Below are 16,099 nucleotides of genomic sequence, written 5' to 3'. Positions count from 1 at the left end.
CTCAATCCTCCTTGCGCTGCGACTGCAGCTTGGCGACCAATGCTTCGAGTTCGGCCAGTTCGGTATCGCTGACTTCGGCGCGTTGCGACATCCACGCCACGAACGGCGACACCGAGCCCTGCAGGGTCTTCTCGACGAACTGCCCCACCGCCCCGCGCACCACGTCGTCCTGGCCGGCGGTGGCGCTGTAGCGGTATACACCGTCGACCTGCTTGCGGCGCAGGAAACCTTTGGCCCGCAGCCGCTCCATCATGGTCAGCACGGTGGAGCGCGCGAGTCCGCGCGGCTCACCGAACGCGGCCGCCACTTCGCCCACGCTGGCATGCCGCTGTTCTTCGATGTATTGCAGCAGGGCCAGCTCCTGGTCCCCGATGGTCTTGCCGCGCATGGCGTTCTCCCTGACTACAGTTGTCGCTACGGTAGACGTGACTACAGCTGTCGTCAATAGGCCGGATGGCAGGGGTGCTGCCAAGTGCGTGCTACCGACACCCGATCGGGATGACCGGGCGGCGACAGCCTGGACACATCGCCCGCCCCTGGATGGATGCCGCCAGGTCCACCAATCCCGTACCACCGAAGCACCGACGCCGAAGCGCCACGACCTGCAGGATTAACGACGTACTGCCAGCCAACTCATGGCGCGTTGCCAACGCTCTGCGTCTTGGACGGATCGGCCGCATGGCGCTACGGCAGCCACGCGTGGTGGGCCATCGTTGGCGACCGCGGATGTTCACAACCATGCGGACTGTGTCGGGAGCGAGCGCGGTCTGCGTTGGGAACTGCGTACGTGCGTCGGGCGCAGCGTCCGGCCGGCCCGGCGATGCGTTGCGTTTCAATGCCGGCCAAGCCAAGGAATCGTCGTTCGAGCGAGTGCGCTATCCCTGCATCTGGCGGCGTTTGAGCAGATGCTGTTTGACCAACCGGAACATGCGCACACCGAAGTAGGCCCAGTGCAATGCGCGGGGCAGTGGCACGGCCTGGCGATCCATGTCGGTGGGAACGAGCAGCACCGGCAGCACGTGCAAGCGGCCGCGCCATGTCGATTGCAGCGACAGTAGATGCCTGAGGTAGGCGAACAGTCCCAGCCGCACCGCCAGGTCCGCACCGCGGTCAGATCCGAGCGCATCCAAGCACGGTAGCAGCGCAGCGGCGACCGGTCGGGCCTTGCGCAGCAATGCGGTCTGCTGCCGTAGCGCCGCCGGCAGCGCAATTCCCAGGCTGGCTTCGGCCAGCAACGCACTCAGTGCCAGCTGTCTCTCCACCCCAAGCCGGCGTGCTAGCGCGAGCACTGCCTCCCAGTCCAGCTCCGCACTGCCCATCGCGTGCGCCATGTCCACCAACCAGAAGGCGCGATGCCAGTGATGCTTGGTGCCATGAAACGCGGCATAGACCACGGCCGCTGGCGGCGACAGCGTGGGCACGTGCACACCGCCCAATTCGACCGTACCGAGATGATCGCGCCAGATCTGTTGGCCGAGCGGGAACTGGCGCTCGTGGTTGGCCAACCGCAGATGTAATTCCAGCACCACGCCGGTGTCACGGTGGCGCAGCGGCAGGGCATGGTTGTAGCGGCAGTATTCCACTGGATCGCATGCAGCGTCCGACTGCAGCACATAACCCAACGCGGCCAGTGCGGACAGCGCCTGTTGGCTGGCCTGCGGCTCGATCAGCACATCGATATCGCACGCTTCGCGGCGGTGCAGTCGGCCGAACTGCGCCACATACCCCAAGCCCTTGAGCAGGCAGCAGCGGATACCCGCCTGCTGCAACGCCGTCACCAGCTCGCCGATGGCCGCTGTTTGCTGCAAGGACTGCAGCAGCAGGCGTCGCTGCCGCCGCCGCAGCGCTTGGCGCAACGCAACAGGAATGCTGGGCCCCAGGGTGTCGGCAGCAGGCAACGCTAATGCCATTCGATGCTGTGCAAGCGAACGTTCGAAGGCAACCGCATCGGGGGGCGTGGCCACCGCTGGCAGTTTTGCAGCAGCAGGATCGTGTTGCCGCCAGAGCCACAGCAGGTAGCCGAACGCGGGCGACCACGTCGCGCAAGCGTTCTCGACCGTCACGGCGCAATGCGCTTCAACGCGCGGGCGCACGAGAATCGCAAGTGGTGAACGCGCGCACCCCAGCGCGTCGGTAGCCTGTGTTACGTTCGCTGCCAGGGGCCATATCCGCGTTTGCGGATTGCGGGGAAAACTGAGCGAAGTGGTAATCCATGCACACCGTTTTGCGCCGCCTGACGGCCGTGTCTTTCATGCCGGCCCAGCGCCGATGCGCTGTGCATGCCCCGCACTATTAATAGCACAGCATTCACCGTGGCGCGGCTTGCGCGGAAGCGTGGCGGAAGCGTTGTGCAAGGTCCTCGCTATGACCTGGGGCGGTCCCGGGTTCCACCTACATGCGCGTGATATTGCCGATCGTCGAGGAGCCGTTCTATGAATGAGACAGAAGCGTTTGTGGGCGAAATTCGCCTGTTCCCGATCGACTGGGCGCCCGCTGGCTGGCTGCCGTGCGATGGCCGCACCTTGCCCATCACCAGTAACGTCGCGTTGGCCTCGCTGCTCGGCACCCAGTTCGGTGGCGACGGCAAGACCACGTTCAACCTGCCGGATCTGCGTGGCCGCACGCCGGTCAGCCAGGGCGTCAATCCGCTCACCACGCCGCCGGTGTCCTACACGGTCGGCACCTATGGCGGATTGGAGGGCGTGGCGCTGACTGCGACACAGGTTCCGCCGCATACCCACATGGTGAATGCCGTCGCCGCGGCAGCCACGACCGCTGCGGTGGCCAGCAATGCGAACGTCCTGCATGCCGAAACCCCAACGCCGCAGTTTCTGTACGCGCCAACCGGTGCGCTGATCCCGCTGGCCGGCGACTCGGTAAGCCAGGAAGGTGCCGGTGCCGCCCACAACAACATGCAGCCATCGCTGGTGCTGAATTTCTGCATCTGCACGGTCGGCATCTATCCGCAGCGCCCCTGACGCGGGCCACAAAGGAACCACACCATGGATGCCTATACCGGTCAAATCATCCTCTTCGCCGGCAACTACGAACCTCAGGGTTGGGCGTTCTGCGACGGACGCCAGCTGCAGATCAATACCTACATGGCGCTGTATTCGCTGATCGGTACTACCTACGGCGGCGACGGCAGGACCACCTTCAACCTGCCGGATCTGCGCGGCCGCGTGGCGATCTCGCAAGGGCAGGGCATCGCGCGTGCGCCGACGCCGCAATTGACCGCGCGCGTGCTGGGGCAGCAATTCGGCACCGAGACGGTGTCGCTGCAGCTGGCGGAAATGCCGGCGCATCGCCATACCCTGCAGGCGTTCAATTCGCCAGCGTCTTCGCTGACGCCGACCGGGCAGTTGCCCGCCGTCACTCAGGGCGGCAATACGGGGTACCTCACGCCTCCTGCCGGCTCCACTCCCGCCGCCAGTACGCTTGCGACCAATGCGGTGAACGTGGCCGGCGCCAGCCAGCCGCACGACAACCACATGGCGACGCAGACGCTGAGCTATCTGATCTGCTTGAACGGGTTCTACCCGCAGCGGCCGTGATCGGCTATCGCAAAGGAGTTCGACATGTCCAATAGCTTCATCGGCGAAGTGCGCGCGTTTCCCTACAACTTCGCGCCCGAGGGCTGGCTCGATTGCATGGGGCAGACGGTCAGCATCAATCAGTATCAGGCGCTGTTCGGGGTGATCGGTTTTGCTTACGGAGGCGACAAGCAGACTACGTTCGGGTTGCCGGACCTGCGCGGCCGCGCGGTCACCGGACAGGGACAGGGGCCCGGCCTGAGCAACTACACCATCGGCCAGTTGCAGGGTACCGATTCGGTGGCCCTGGTGTCGTCGACGCAGTTGCCCGCCCACACGCACTCCATTACCACCATGTTCCTGCCCCCCGCGACCGCGCCGGGTGCTGCGGTCAACACGCCGAGTTCGAGCTCGTATCTGTCGCGCTTGCTCAATCCGACGACCTCGCCGCCGACCTCGTACAAGGCGTATGCACCGGCAACGACCACACCCATGGTGCAGTTGTCGCCTAACGCGCTGGCCCCCTTTCCGTCGGGCTCGCAGGCGGTGCAGGCGCACGAGAATCGTCAGCCGTTCACGACGATCCGCTATTGCATCTGCGCTACCGACGGCATCTACCCGCCAAGGCCGTGATACTGCTGCGCTTCGCCTGTCCTGCGTCCCTGGTGGCACGGGGCATGGCGATCCGTGCCGAGCACGAGGCGGACTTGCCCACGCTGCGCGCGCTGTTCCGCACCCAGCGCTGGGCCGAGTTCGCACTGTTGCCGTGGGACGATGCAGCCCGAGAGGCATTCATCGACCAGCAGTTCGACGCACAGCGGCGTCATTACATCCTCGGTCAGGAGCAGGTGCTGTTCCTGGTCGTCACCGAGGGCGACCACGTGATCGGGCGGCTGTACCTGGGTGGCGACGCGGCAACGACGGTCTGCTTACTGGATATCCTGCTGCTGGCGTGTCGTCGCGGGCAAGGCATCGGCACGGCGTTGATCGAGGCGCTGGTGGCGCAAGTGACCCGCGACGGCCGCAACGTGGTCTTGCAGGTCGACAAGCACAATCCCGCGCTCGAGCTGTATCGTCGGCTCGGCTTTCGCGCTTACGACGAGACCGGCGTTGCCTGGAAGATGGCGTGGTCGCACGGCGTGTCCCACGCACGCTGAGTTGTGTGCACGTGCTCAAGCATCCCGGTAGCCCAGCCAGGCCATGGTGGGGCCATGCTGGGCACGTACACGTGCCGCCTGTGCCGCGCTGAGTGCGCTGCGCCACGCCCCCGCGCGGCCCTGACGGAAGAAGCGCGCCTGCCCGTGTTGGCGCTCGGCAAATCCATGACGCTCCTCGCTGTCGCGTAGCGCTTCGAAACGACAGGCCGCAACGGCCTGCGCGATCTGTACCGGCTGCGTGGACAGCCCCAGAAAGCCGGCCAGCCGCGCGGTTTCCCGCAACGGGTTGTCCAACAGGTCTTCATACCGCAGCAGCAGGCGTGGACCAGGCGCATGCAGCCAGGAGGCCACATGTTCGGACCATGAGCCGAAGCGTTGACGTGCCTGCGGCCGGTATCTGGACAGGGTACTGCTCACGGTGGTTGCGCTCTGGCCCAGTTGCCCGATGGCAGCATCCAGATCGATGCCGGCGTGGTCGGCCCAGGACGGTGCGACGTCGCGCGGATCGCGCACGATATAGACGATGCCCAGCGTCGCCACGGCGGGGAACAGCGCGGCATCGTAGCGGTCGTGAACCTTGAGCACGCTCGAGGCCTGCATTGCGCAACGACGATAGGCCGTGCCGCGCAGCAGATGTAGTTCGTCCGGGGTCAGATCGCCGATATCCACGTCAAGATGACGCTCCAGCCATGCCCGCGATGCGGCATTGGGCAGCGCCGGTGCCAGCTCTTCGAGCTGCATCGCGGCGGCGCCGCTACGCAAACTGGCGATCAGGCAACGCACCCAGGTATTGCCCGACTTGGGATACGAGGCGAGCCAGACGATCCCGCGCCGGCTCATGCGCCGACATGGGCTTCGATGAGGTCGACGGTGATGTCCAGCGCGTCGAAGCGGCGCGGACGCCGCAAGCGCCAGACAGGGACCTGGCGGGCGATCGCAGCAGCGTGCGCAAATGTCGCCGCATGCAGACCCATCCGCACGGCCGCCTGCGGGCGTGCAAGATACCCATGCAGCAGCGGCAATGCGTGCTGCGGCGACAGGCGCTGAAGATGCGGTTCGGAAGCGTCACCAAGGACGACGACCGCGTCCAGGCGCACCGGTGCCGCATCGAACCCCGCGCTTGGGCGCAGATCGAACTTTTCCATGCCTGGCCGCACCGGCGGCGCATCGGTCACCGGCAACTGCAATGACTCCAGGGTGTCGCGCCAGAGCTTCAGCCGCGGAAACGCAGGCAGCACCATGATGGCACCGGCCGAGTCGAGGCGAATGACGGTGAGATCGTCGCTGAGCAGTCCATGGCCCCGTTTGAGCAAAGCCGCCGCCAGCGTGGATTTCCCCGCACCACTGTGGCCGGCAAATGCCACGGTCTGTGTGCCAATGCGCAGGCAGGCAGCATGCAGCGGAAACAGGCTGCGTTGCAGGCACAGATAGCCCAGCGCCGAACCGAGCAGAAACAGCCGCCAACTCTCATCGTGCCGATTTAGCCGCTGCACGCGCATCGCCCGACCGGCGTGCACATGGATGCGCACCACCTGCGGCACCTGCAGCAGGACCGAGCCATCGCGACCAACGCTCAACCACGACTCCACCGGGTCGTGCAGGTCCAGGCGATCCGGAACCTCTCCCTCTTCGATCACCACGTCCGCATCGACAGGCGTCGCAGTCGCCGACCAAGGCGGCAGTTCGGGCAGCGTCAACGCACTGCGGACGTGCCAGCCGCACAGCACGTAGTGGTGATGTAGCTGCGTGGTGGGCATTGGCTGGTGGGCAGATGCGTCGGTCAGGCGCGCATCTCCACCGCCCCGGCATCGCGCAAGGTGTGCAGCATCGCGGTCACGTCGGTTTCGATGGTGGCCCTGGGCGCCGAATATTCCGCACTCAGGCGATCGCACAGCGTGGCGAACGCGCAAGGCGGATCCAGGTGCGACCAGATGTTCTTGCCGATGGCATCCAGCGACAGATACAGCCCGTGCTCGGTGCTCATGAGGACGAGTTCATCGCCCATCTCTGCGGCTAGACAACCGGATGTCCTGGCGACGATCGTGCTCGGTGCGATGCGCATCCATGGGCCAAGTCGATAGGGAAACAGGAGCTTACCAGGATGCATCGCGCTGCAAAGCGCGGCTGGTCACGGCGGCCAGGCGGTGGCGCGGCGGCGGAAGACGCTCTGCTCATCGGCCTGCACCGGCAGCCGCCGGTTATCCGGACCAAACAGGGGCGTGTCCGCGCGCGCAGGCGTCGGCAGGCACAGCACCGTGTCGAACCAACGCGCCGCCTCGGTGTCGCGCAGGCGGAAATTGGCATGGCGCAGCACCAGCAGGCCGCCGGGGCGCAGGCAGCGTACGAAATCCAGCAGCTGTGCCTGGACATCCTCGAACCTGATCAAGTGATCGCAACGATCGCCGCGATGGGCGGCCAGGTCGCCGCGACGTAAGACCGCCAGGCAGAAAATGGCGTCGTAGCTGCCGTCGCCCTCCTCTGCCGTGTTGCCGGCCACGCGAAACCCCAACCCTGTATCGGGTCTGGCGCCAAGATGACGGTAGCAGGCGCGGATGGCATCGGGATGGATGTCCAGCCCAGTAATCATCGCCTTGGGAAAGTAGCTGCGCAGGCTGAAGACTTCTTCGCCGCTGGCGCAGCCGAACGACAGCAGTCGCGCCTGGCTGTCGGCGCCAAGGGTCTGCTGGACGAACCCGAACAGCGCGGGATAGCGATCCATCGAGGTGGTCGCATGATCCTGGAACAAGGGCACTGGCGAGCTGAGCTGCAGCCGCGCATATCCGCGGCCCTGGCGGCTGCGCAGCGCGCGATAGAGCAGCCGGACTGCAACGGGAATCGGCAAAAGGCTGCGCCAGCGGGAGCGTTGGATGGTCATCTGGCCGATGCGTGGGGCGTGAAGCAAAACGGAACGAAGAGCACTTTTCAGCACCGTGACGGCGGCAGCTCCCCGCACCTGGACGTGCCGGTGTCGCGAACCGCATGTGGTGGTAACCTGAGCCGCCCGTGTAGCTTACCGCCGAGCGTGGCGAGCGAACGGTATATCAACGTGGTAGAGATGTGTGCCGGGTCGCATCCCGCGGCTGACGCGCACGAACCTTCGGTTGTACGCGACCGTGTCACATCACTGGCAAGAAGGAGATTGCGCGATGCACGAGAACCAACCGGCTGTCTTGTCCGATACGTCGATCGAGGGTGGACGCAAAGCATGGTCAGCACCCGTCGTGTCCTTCCTGTCGATCGATGAAACGGCGAGCAACGCAACCGTGGGCGACGACGGCAACGGTACGTTTACCGGCTCCTGAGCCTGATCGGCATCACCTGGCGTCATGAGTGATTTCGCCGGCGTCTGGCGGCTGGATGGCGCGCCAGTTGCGCCGGGCGACATCCAGCGTTTGGGCCAGGCGCTGGACGCGCGCGGGATAGGCCCGGTGCGTGTCTGGCAGGATGGGCCGGTCGCAATCGTGCATCGTCAACATGTCTTTACCCCGCAGGATGCCGATGAGGCGATGCCCTGGGTGGGGGCATCCGGCGCGGTCCTGGCGGCCGACGTCAGGCTGGCCGCGCGCCAGGAACTTGCGTCTGCGCTGCAGCACCCCGCCAACGTCACCCTGCCCGATGGTGTGCTGCTGCTGGAGGCCTTGCAGTGCTGGGATACCGCGGCGCTGCCGCGCCTGCACGGGTGTTATGCACTGGCGCTGTATCGGCCGGACCGGCATCGCCTCTTGCTGGCCCGCGATCCGATTGGCTTGCGTTCGCTGTTCGTGCATCGCGGACCGCACCTGATCGCATTCGCCACTCGCCTGCGGGCGCTACTGGCACTTCCGCAGGTGCCGAAAGACCTGGACGAGCGCGCCCTGGCCGACAAACTGATCATGGACCGTGCTCGACCGGAGCGCACCATCTACCGCGCGATCGACCGGGTACCAATGGCGCATGCGGTCGTGCTGACCCCGGAGGCGACACACTGCCAGCGCTGGTGGTCGCCGCCCGAGGCCGGATCGCTGCGCTTGCGCAACGATGCCGAAGTGGAAGCTGCGGCAGCCGAGGTACTGGACCGTGCCGTGGCCGATGCGCTGCGCGCACGCGGACCGGTGGCCACCTGTCTGACCGGCGGACTGGACAGCGGTTCGATCACGCTGTCGGCAGCGCGGCAACAGGCGCCGTCGCCGTTGCTGGTGCTCACGCGTCAACCGCTGCCTGCGACTGCCGCTGCCACTGCGACCCACTACTACGACGAGTCGCCGCGCGCGCGGCGGCTGGCCGCCAGCCATCCAGGCATCGACTGGCACCTGGTCGGCGACGACGACGCGGACTGGGGCGAACACGATCCGGCATGCTGGTGGCGCGAGGGTGCGCAGCCGGTCCGTTCGCCCTCGAACATGGCCTGGTTCTTCCCGCTGTACCGGTTCCTGCACGCACGCGGGAGCCAGGTGATGCTGGGCGGCGAACTGGGCAACGCCTTCTTCAGCTACGACGGCCTGTTGCGTCTGCCGCAGCTGGCGCGTCAGCGGCAATGGCGTGTGCTGGCCGGACAGGTCGGTGCACTTGCCGGCAGCCTCGGCCTGAGTCGGCGCAAGACCGTGCAGCGCTATCTGCTGCGCCCTTTCGCGCCGGTTGCGCTGCTGCGCCTGTGGCATGGCCTGCCTGCCGCGGTCTGGGAAGCGCAGGCTGCATTGCAGCCGGCACTGGCGCAGTCGCTTGGGATGCAGCAGTCGCTGGATCGGTCCAGATACCGGTTGCGCCTCGGCGGCGGCCACACGTCCCTGCCGACCTTCCGCGAGTGGATGCTGGGCGATGCCGGTCCGATGGACCTGGTCAACACGCTGCGCGCGGTGTCCGGGGTCGACACGCGTTATCCGCTTGCAGACCGACGGGTGATCGAATTCTTCGGCAGCCTGCCGTTGGATCAATTCCTGCGCGATGGTGTCAGCCGGTCGTTGCCACGCCGCTTGCTGGCCGCACGCGGCGCGCCGCCGGAGATCCACGCCAACCGTGCGGTCGGCGTGCAACAAGGCGACTGGTTCGCGCGGTTGAATGCGCAGCGCGATGCGCTGCACGCGCAACTGAGCCAAGCGCGCACTTCGCCGCTGGCCAATCGGGTCGTGGACCTGCAGCGCTTGCAGGCGCTGCTGGACCACTGGCCGCAGGATGCCGCAGCGGCCGAAGCGCGCCGCTTTGAGTACTTGCAGCTGCTGGCGTCCGGCTTGCAGATGGCGGGTTTCCTGGCCTGGCACGAGCGCGGCGGCGCGTGAGTACGGTGCATGCCCGAGCCAGCAGCAGCTGGATCCTGGTGGACGATGCGCCGTGATCGAAGCCACACCCGCACGCCCGGCTTGCCCGCGCTGGCGTTTGTTAGGCTAGCGGGCAGCGAGAACGCCTCGACACGCGCGCCAGTTCGGAGATGCGCAGGCGTGATCCGCTCGACCACCTTCCCCCACACGTGCCCTCTGCCATGCTCTCTTCATCGTCGGCCCTGCAGTCGCGAAAGCAGGCACCGCAGCCGCGTCTGCTCGCGCGCACCGCCATCGACGCCGAGACCGCCGTGCTGCGCCAGCGGTCCGCAGCGCGCGCGGACCGCTGGCAGTGAGCATGCCCCGCCTGCTCGTGCGCGGCTGCCGCATGCTTGCGGCCGTCGGCCGGCTGCCCCGGTTCGAACGGCTGCTGCTGGTGCCGGCCTGGGTTCTGTTGGGCCTGGTGCGTGCGGCAGTGCGCTGGCTTGGCTTCCGCCGCCTCGCGCCCTGGCTAGGCGACCAGGTGTCCGTGCCACCGGCACTGCCAGGCCTGGATGCACGTGCTGAACGTCGCGCCCTGCAGATCGGCCGGACCGTCCGTCTGGCGGCCCGCTACACCTACTGGGACTCCAATTGTCTGGCGCAGGCGCTGGCCGCACATTACCTGCTGGGCTTGTTCCGGGTCGCCCATTTGCTGTGCCTGGGGGTGACGCGCAGCGACGATGGCGCGCAACTGCAGGCGCATGCCTGGGTGCTCGCTGGTAGCGCGCGCGTCACCGGGGGCCGCGCGAGCGAGCGGTTCACCCGCGTCGGCTGCTTCGTGCCGCGCGCACGGCAGGCCCGATGAGGGTCGTGCACGGCATGGCGCGCCTGTTGCGGTGGGCGCCAGGTCGCCAGCGACTCGGGCTGTTCGTGCTGATGGTGCTGGCCGGCGCGACGGAGGGCATCGGGATGCTGTTGCTGGTGCCCTTGCTCGGTGCCTTGCAAGGCGACGCCGCCGCCACGGACGGGCTGGCAGGGCAGTTGCTGCGCGTCCCCATCGCCCTCGGACTTCCGACCAGCTCGCCGATTCCCTTGCTGCTGCTGTTCTGTACGGTCGTGCTGGTGCGCACTGCGATCCAGCTCGGCCGCGAGCGGGCGGCAGCACAGCTGCAACAAGATGTGGGCGAGCGGCTGCGCATGGCCAGCTTCGCGGCGCTGCTCGGGGCGCAGTGGCGCTGGTTGGTCGGTCAGCGCACCGCCGACCACGCCAGCCTCATGCTCAGCGACGTCAGCCGCGCCGAAGTGGGTCTGGGACAAGGCCTGGCGCTGCTTGCCGCCGGGACGACCGCCTTGCTTTACCTGCTCGCTGCGATTGCGTTGTCCTGGCAGCTGGCGCTGGTCGCGCTGCTGAGTGGGGCGGTGCTGTTGTTGTCCACGGACCAGCGGCGGCGCGGGACGGTCGTGCTGGGTCGCCAACTGACGCAGGCCAACCAACGCTTGCACGCCGGTCTGCATGACCGCTTGTCGGGATTGCGCCTGGCCAAGATCCTGGGCGCCGAAGCGCGCCACCTGGCAGCATTCGGGCGCACGGCGCGTGCCATGCACGACCAGCAGCTGCGGTTCGCCCATGGCCTGAGCAGTTCCAAGGCCTTGCTCCATGGCGCCGGGGCGGTCCTGCTGGCGTGCTACGTCTATGCGGGCCTGCAGCTCCTGCACATGGCCATGGCCGAACTTCTGGTGCTGGTCGCAATCTTCGCCCGGCTGTTGCCACTAGTGAGCAACATCCAACAGCAACGCCAGTATTGCCTGCATGCAATGGCCGCGTTCGACGAGATCGAAGGCCGCCTGCAGGAGAGCCGGACCTGGGCCGAGCCGCCGTTACCCGAGGCCACGCCGCCGATCCGGCTGACAGCCTCGATTGCGCTGTCTGCAGTCCAGATCCAGTACCCCGGACGCGGCACGCCCGCGCTGCAGGATCTGTCGTTACTGCTGCCGGCGCGGACGACCACCGCCGTGGTCGGCGCCTCCGGTGCAGGCAAGAGCACCCTGGCCGATGTCCTGAGCGGCCTGCTTGGCCCAGACCAAGGCACACTGGAAATCGACGGCGTGGCGCTGGATGCAGCCGCGCGACGGGCCTGGCGCCGCTCGGTGGCCTATGTCTCGCAGGACGCCTTCCTCCTCAACGACAGCGTGCGCAATAACCTCTTGATCGCCTGTCCAGATGCAAGCGAACAGGCGCTACACGCTGCGCTGGAGCAGGCAGCTGCCCAGTTCGTGCATGCCCTGCCGCAGGGTTGGGATACGCCGGTCGGCGAGGGCGGCATGCCATTGTCCGGTGGCGAGCGCCAGCGGCTGGCACTGGCGCGTGCGCTGCTGCAACGCCCGGCATTGCTGATCCTGGACGAGGCGACCAGCGCGCTGGACCACGACAACGAGACGCGCATCCGCAGCGCCATCCAGGGCCTGCATGGCGAGCTGACTGTCCTGCTCATCGGCCATCGGCTGGCCTTGCTGGAACAGGCCGACACCGTGCTGGTCCTGGACCAGGGGCGGTTGGTGGCGCAGGGCCCGTGCCAGGCAGTGGCGCCGATCTGGATCGGCGCCCGGTGACGCCGCATCTGTCGCCTGCATGGCGTGGCCTCGTGCGCGGCTTGTCGGCGCAGTGGCTGTCGATCCTGTTCACCGCTGCGGTCTCGCTGGCGCTGTCGGTGTGGCTGGCACGCGGGATGGGCCCGGCCGGCTTCGGCCGCTACGCCTACCTGCTCAATCTGGCGACCTTGCTGGCGCTGTTGCAGGATGCCGGCATGCGCACCCTGGTATTGCGCGAAGGGGTTGCGGCCGGAATCCCGGCGACGCTGGCGCGCGCGCTGCCTGGTCTGGCACGCGGGCATCTGCTGTGGTCCACGCTGCTGCTGGTCGCCGCAACCCTGGCGGCGACGCGCGCCGGCAGCGATCCGGCACTGGTCTGGGCGGTGCTGTGCTTCGGTGCGGTCACGTTGACCCAGCTGGTGTCGGCGCAATTGAAGGCGGCGGGCCAGTGGCAACGCGACGCCAGCTGGCTGGCGGGTGCGCGCGCACTCAGCGCGCTGCTGGTGGTGACGGCGGTGCTGCTGCTCGGTCACGCCCCCGGCGTGGTCTTTGCTGCGTGGGCAGGCGGCCTGCTGTTGGCCTATGTCTGGCTGGGGCGAGGCCTGCATGAGCGACCGCACTGGCGGCCACAGCCGCTGGCGTATCGCGCGGCCGCCGGCTTTTTCTGGATCGACACCGCCACCGGTCTGTACCGTCGCAGCGACGTGGTGATCCTGCAGCACACGGTGCCTGCGGCGGAGGTGGGCCAGTATGCCGCCGCGTATCGCGTGTTCGATGGCGTGCTGTTGCTGGCGATGCCGGTCGCCTTGCTGCTGTTCCGCCAGCTGCGCCTGGCGCGCGCGCAGGCAGGCCGCGCGCGTCGGCTGGAAGATCGCGCCCTGTGGCTGGCCGCTGCGGCGGGGCTGGCACTGGCGGCCAGCGGCGCCTGGCTCGGGAACTGGCTGATGGAGCTGTTGTACGGAGCGTCCTATCGCGCGGTGGCGGGGCAACTGCTGGGCTGGTTGTTTGCCGCCTTCGTATTCGTGCTGCCGAACTACGTACTGACCCAGGCCGCCATCGCCTGCGACCAGCAGCGTTGGTACGTGCTCGGCGCGAGTGTGGCGGCGGTGGTCAACATCGCGCTGAATCTGCTGCTCACCCGCCGCTACGGTGTGCACGGCGCAGCGATCGCCGTGATCGCCACCGAGGCGGTGCTGACCGCCACCTTGTGGTGCGGGCTGCGGACTGCAGGGCGCGCGCGCGCATAGTCGCGTTGCCGCCGTCGCAATCGCTGTGGCACAGTGCTGGCGATACGGCGTGGCGCTTCCATGCCTCCCTTGAACCGCAGCGACGATCTGATGCCGGGTATAGACGAGATCCCTGAACGCCGTGACGAGGTCTCCCTGGGCGATCTATTGCTGGAAGTGCTGCGCTTCTACCAACAGTTCGGCCGCCTGCTGATTCCGCTGGCCGTGCTGTGCGGCGTACTGGCCGGCGTGGTCGTCGCCACGCGGCCCCTGTATGCGGTCACCGCGCTGCTGGAAACGCCGCAGATGAGCCTGGAACAATGGCGCAAGCTGCAACCCATGCTGGCCGACCGTCAGTTGGTGGCGGCCTCGCTCGCCAGCATGACCGAGCTGCCGCCGGAGCAGCGCGAACGCCTGCAACGCGCCTTCGTGCTCAAGAAATACTGGGACACGCGCGTGACCTACCGCAGCGCGGTCGAACGCGACGACATCCGCCAGCAGGTCAACATCGATGCGAAAAGCGTCGGCGCGCTGGGATTGGAAGTGTCGTTGTATGCACGCGACGATGCGGCCGCGAACCAGCAGCTGGACGCCATCGCGCAGCACGTGCGCCAGGTCGTGCTGTGGGGCGGGTTGCGCGACTACCTGGACAGCCTGCGCCAGCAGACGCTCGAACAACGCCCGCAGTTGCAGATCGACCAGATCCAGCAACGCTACGCGATCGAACAGAACGAACGCCAGGCTGCGGACATGCAGCAGTTGCTGGAGCGCTATCCGGAACTGCGGCGCAACGAGGTCAACACGGTCGTGTCGGTCGGCGATGGCGGTGGACGCTACCTTTCGCCGCTGGCGCAGATCGTCGCATTGCAATCGACCATCGCCGGGACGCGGACCACCTTGCGTCAGGTGGAACGCGAGCTGGAACAGCTGGACGGCAAGCAGCGCTTTCTGGCGCGGGTGGACCAGCGCGCGCCGGGCCTGCATCTGGGCCGGGCCCTGGCAGACTGGGTGCAGAGCTGCCGACGCGCCGTCTTCGGCAGCGGCACCCCCTCCGGCTCGGCGCTGTCGCAGGTCGCCAGCGAAATAGACCTGGCGCTGTCGCAACAGCGCTGGCGCGCGCAATTGGTGCGCTACCGGGCGATCCCGGCGTTATCGCCGGCGCCGGTACCCTCGCGCCGGCCGGCGCTGGTCGCGCTGGCGGTGTTCCTTGGGGTGTTGCTGGTCGCCTCGTTGGGATTGGCAATGTATGTGATCGCGCGTCGCAATGGCGACCGGCATGCATCCTGGTCGGCGCACGCCGATCCGTTGTTTGCGTGGTTGCCGCAGCGCATGCGTGGCCTGTTGCTCGGGCCGACCGACGCGCGCCCGCTGGGGTCTGGATGATGCGGGTGCTGGTCACCGGCGCGGCCGGGATGATCGGGAGACGCGTGGCGAGCGCGCTGTTGCAGCGAGGCGACGCGGTGGCAGGCCTGGACGATCTGTCCAGCGGCATGTCCCTGCCGCACGGCCTGCATGCGGCCATCGTTGCCGACGTGGGCGAGCGTGAGACGGTCGCCGTCGCGTTGCGCGAGTTCCGCGCCGATGCGCTGATCCATCTGGCCGCCATCCACCATATTCCCACCTGCGAGACGCAGCGCATGCGTTGCCTGCAGGTCAACGTGGTCGGCACCGAGAGCGTGCTGCACGCCGCCAGCGACGCGGCGCTGCGGCAGGTCGTGATCGCCTCCAGCGGCGCGGTCTACGCCTGGGGCGACGGCGCGCTGGACGAACACGTCAGCGCCACCGACGCGCGCGACAACTATGCGCTGTCCAAACTTTGCAACGAAGCGCAATTGCGCTTGTGGTGCGCTGCCGCGAACGGCCGGCGCGGGCGCGCGGCGCGGCTGTTCAACACCATCGCCCATGACGATCCCAATGCGCACCTGATACCGGACGTGTTGGCGCAACTGGCGGCCGATCCGGCCGCGACGCCAACCTTGCGCCTGGGCAACCTGCAACCGTGCCGGGACTATCTCCACGCAGACGACGCTGCGGCAGGGCTGATCGCACTGCTCGACGATGCGCGGCCGGACCCGGCCTTCGATGTCTTCAATCTGTGCTCGGGCGTTGAGCATTCGGTTGCCGAACTGGTGGAGCAGATCGGCGCCGTGCTAGGGCGATCGCCGCGCCTGGAAGTCGACCCGCAGCGTCAGCGGCGTATCGACCGTCTCCATCAGTTGGGCGATCCGGGCAAGGCGGCGCGCGTGCTGGGTTGGCGTGCACGCTGGAGTCTGCGCGAGGCACTGCAGCGCGTATTGGGAGTCACCGATGCGCCCACCGCCGGGCAACATGCGTGAGCCCGCGCGATGCGATCACCTCGCCCGCTGCCACGCTGATCGCAA

The 16,099-nt window shown here is 67.5% G+C and carries 17 protein-coding genes; 11 read left to right on the top strand and 6 right to left on the bottom strand.

Annotated features, from left to right (window positions below; genetic code table 11):
• Position 1 precedes the first annotated feature (1 nt).
• Entirely contained in the window at positions 2-388 is a 387-nt protein-coding gene (locus AMD14_RS00830) for a BlaI/MecI/CopY family transcriptional regulator (RefSeq protein ID WP_003482061.1), read from the bottom strand.
• A 487-nt stretch (positions 389-875) separates the two neighbouring features.
• Entirely contained in the window at positions 876-2,063 is a 1,188-nt protein-coding gene (locus AMD14_RS00825; RefSeq protein WP_015462695.1) for a nucleotidyltransferase family protein, read from the bottom strand.
• A 369-nt stretch (positions 2,064-2,432) separates the two neighbouring features.
• Between AMD14_RS00825 and AMD14_RS00820 the strand changes: the two genes are divergently transcribed.
• Genes AMD14_RS00820 through AMD14_RS00805 form a run of 4 tightly spaced genes read left to right on the top strand, consistent with a single transcriptional unit; the run spans position 2,433 to position 4,690 of the window.
• Complete coding sequence (locus tag AMD14_RS00820; RefSeq protein WP_011050062.1) at positions 2,433-2,978, top strand: phage tail protein; 546 nt, start codon at positions 2,433-2,435, stop codon at positions 2,976-2,978.
• Between the two features lie 24 nt (positions 2,979-3,002).
• Entirely contained in the window at positions 3,003-3,554 is a 552-nt protein-coding gene (locus AMD14_RS00815) for a phage tail protein (RefSeq protein WP_003482067.1), read from the top strand.
• A gap of 24 nt (positions 3,555-3,578) precedes the next feature.
• Positions 3,579-4,166 carry a phage tail protein gene (locus AMD14_RS00810; RefSeq protein ID WP_003482068.1) on the top strand — a complete coding sequence of 196 codons (588 nt, stop codon included), beginning with the start codon at positions 3,579-3,581 and terminating at the stop codon, positions 4,164-4,166.
• A gap of 44 nt (positions 4,167-4,210) precedes the next feature.
• Entirely contained in the window at positions 4,211-4,690 is a 480-nt protein-coding gene (locus AMD14_RS00805; RefSeq protein ID WP_015462694.1) for a GNAT family N-acetyltransferase, read from the top strand.
• Between the two features lie 15 nt (positions 4,691-4,705).
• On the opposite strand, the gene AMD14_RS00800 is transcribed toward AMD14_RS00805, so the two are convergent.
• The 4 genes from AMD14_RS00800 to AMD14_RS00785 all read right to left on the bottom strand — a co-directional run bounded on the left by AMD14_RS00800 (position 4,706) and on the right by AMD14_RS00785 (position 7,565).
• Positions 4,706-5,530, bottom strand: coding sequence for a sulfotransferase domain-containing protein (locus AMD14_RS00800; RefSeq protein WP_003482072.1), 825 nt, complete (start codon positions 5,528-5,530; stop codon positions 4,706-4,708).
• Complete coding sequence (locus AMD14_RS00795; RefSeq protein ID WP_011050060.1) at positions 5,527-6,447, bottom strand: HPr kinase/phosphorylase; 921 nt, start codon at positions 6,445-6,447, stop codon at positions 5,527-5,529. The genes AMD14_RS00800 and AMD14_RS00795 overlap by 4 nt, the downstream gene beginning before the upstream one ends.
• A gap of 23 nt (positions 6,448-6,470) precedes the next feature.
• Positions 6,471-6,674 (bottom strand): PqqD family protein, encoded by a 204-nt coding sequence (locus tag AMD14_RS00790; RefSeq protein WP_005929011.1) that lies wholly within the window; start codon positions 6,672-6,674, stop codon positions 6,471-6,473.
• Between the two features lie 144 nt (positions 6,675-6,818).
• A complete protein-coding gene (locus AMD14_RS00785; protein ID WP_015462693.1) occupies positions 6,819-7,565 on the bottom strand; it encodes a class I SAM-dependent methyltransferase in 747 nt (248 codons plus the stop codon).
• Between the two features lie 271 nt (positions 7,566-7,836).
• On the opposite strand from AMD14_RS00785, the gene AMD14_RS24945 reads away from it, so the two are divergent.
• The 7 genes from AMD14_RS24945 (at position 7,837) to AMD14_RS00750 (ending at position 16,054) form a co-directional block, all read left to right on the top strand.
• Positions 7,837-7,992 (top strand): hypothetical protein, encoded by a 156-nt coding sequence (locus AMD14_RS24945; protein ID WP_005929016.1) that lies wholly within the window; start codon positions 7,837-7,839, stop codon positions 7,990-7,992.
• A gap of 24 nt (positions 7,993-8,016) precedes the next feature.
• The gene (locus AMD14_RS00780; protein ID WP_011050057.1) at positions 8,017-9,942 is read left to right on the top strand and encodes an asparagine synthetase B family protein; all 1,926 of its coding nucleotides are present in this window, start codon (positions 8,017-8,019) and stop codon (positions 9,940-9,942) included.
• 337 nt (positions 9,943-10,279) lie between these two features.
• Positions 10,280-10,768 (top strand): lasso peptide biosynthesis B2 protein, encoded by a 489-nt coding sequence (locus tag AMD14_RS00770; protein WP_003482085.1) that lies wholly within the window; start codon positions 10,280-10,282, stop codon positions 10,766-10,768.
• On the top strand, positions 10,765-12,513 hold the full coding sequence (locus tag AMD14_RS00765; protein WP_011050056.1) for an ABC transporter ATP-binding protein: 1,749 nt from the start codon (positions 10,765-10,767) through the stop codon (positions 12,511-12,513). Before AMD14_RS00770 ends, AMD14_RS00765 begins: the two co-directional genes overlap by 4 nt.
• The gene (locus AMD14_RS00760; RefSeq protein WP_015462691.1) at positions 12,474-13,739 is read left to right on the top strand and encodes a lipopolysaccharide biosynthesis protein; all 1,266 of its coding nucleotides are present in this window, start codon (positions 12,474-12,476) and stop codon (positions 13,737-13,739) included. Before AMD14_RS00765 ends, AMD14_RS00760 begins: the two co-directional genes overlap by 40 nt.
• 60 nt (positions 13,740-13,799) lie before the next feature.
• Entirely contained in the window at positions 13,800-15,101 is a 1,302-nt protein-coding gene (locus AMD14_RS00755) for a hypothetical protein (protein WP_223293148.1), read from the top strand.
• Complete coding sequence (locus tag AMD14_RS00750; RefSeq protein ID WP_005929035.1) at positions 15,098-16,054, top strand: NAD-dependent epimerase/dehydratase family protein; 957 nt, start codon at positions 15,098-15,100, stop codon at positions 16,052-16,054. The genes AMD14_RS00755 and AMD14_RS00750 overlap by 4 nt, the downstream gene beginning before the upstream one ends.
• Positions 16,055-16,099: the final 45 nt, after the last annotated feature.

The sequence above is a fragment of the Xanthomonas citri pv. citri genome, from assembly GCF_000961215.1.
In the GTDB taxonomy this organism is placed as follows: domain Bacteria; phylum Pseudomonadota; class Gammaproteobacteria; order Xanthomonadales; family Xanthomonadaceae; genus Xanthomonas; species Xanthomonas cissicola.
The sequence above is the reverse complement of the archived record's forward strand: the minus strand, read 5'-3'. Positions and strand labels throughout refer to the sequence as shown.

What these genes read in the sequence shown, in the direction of transcription:
- AMD14_RS00830 (WP_003482061.1), bottom strand. Translation starts at nt 388, where the DNA reads ATGCGCGGCAAGACCATCGGGGACCAGGAGCTGGCCCTGCTGCAATAC.
- AMD14_RS00820 (WP_011050062.1), top strand. Translation starts at nt 2,433, where the DNA reads ATGAATGAGACAGAAGCGTTTGTGGGCGAAATTCGCCTGTTCCCGATC.
- AMD14_RS00815 (WP_003482067.1), top strand. Translation starts at nt 3,003, where the DNA reads ATGGATGCCTATACCGGTCAAATCATCCTCTTCGCCGGCAACTACGAA.
- AMD14_RS00810 (WP_003482068.1), top strand. Translation starts at nt 3,579, where the DNA reads ATGTCCAATAGCTTCATCGGCGAAGTGCGCGCGTTTCCCTACAACTTC.
- AMD14_RS00805 (WP_015462694.1), top strand. Translation starts at nt 4,211, where the DNA reads ATGGCGATCCGTGCCGAGCACGAGGCGGACTTGCCCACGCTGCGCGCG.
- AMD14_RS00800 (WP_003482072.1), bottom strand. Translation starts at nt 5,530, where the DNA reads ATGAGCCGGCGCGGGATCGTCTGGCTCGCCTCGTATCCCAAGTCGGGC.
- AMD14_RS00795 (WP_011050060.1), bottom strand. Translation starts at nt 6,447, where the DNA reads ATGCCCACCACGCAGCTACATCACCACTACGTGCTGTGCGGCTGGCAC.
- AMD14_RS00790 (WP_005929011.1), bottom strand. Translation starts at nt 6,674, where the DNA reads ATGAGCACCGAGCACGGGCTGTATCTGTCGCTGGATGCCATCGGCAAG.
- AMD14_RS00785 (WP_015462693.1), bottom strand. Translation starts at nt 7,565, where the DNA reads ATGACCATCCAACGCTCCCGCTGGCGCAGCCTTTTGCCGATTCCCGTT.
- AMD14_RS24945 (WP_005929016.1), top strand. Translation starts at nt 7,837, where the DNA reads ATGCACGAGAACCAACCGGCTGTCTTGTCCGATACGTCGATCGAGGGT.
- AMD14_RS00780 (WP_011050057.1), top strand. Translation starts at nt 8,017, where the DNA reads ATGAGTGATTTCGCCGGCGTCTGGCGGCTGGATGGCGCGCCAGTTGCG.
- AMD14_RS00770 (WP_003482085.1), top strand. Translation starts at nt 10,280, where the DNA reads ATGCCCCGCCTGCTCGTGCGCGGCTGCCGCATGCTTGCGGCCGTCGGC.
- AMD14_RS00765 (WP_011050056.1), top strand. Translation starts at nt 10,765, where the DNA reads ATGAGGGTCGTGCACGGCATGGCGCGCCTGTTGCGGTGGGCGCCAGGT.
- AMD14_RS00755 (WP_223293148.1), top strand. Translation starts at nt 13,800, where the DNA reads ATGCCTCCCTTGAACCGCAGCGACGATCTGATGCCGGGTATAGACGAG.
- AMD14_RS00750 (WP_005929035.1), top strand. Translation starts at nt 15,098, where the DNA reads ATGATGCGGGTGCTGGTCACCGGCGCGGCCGGGATGATCGGGAGACGC.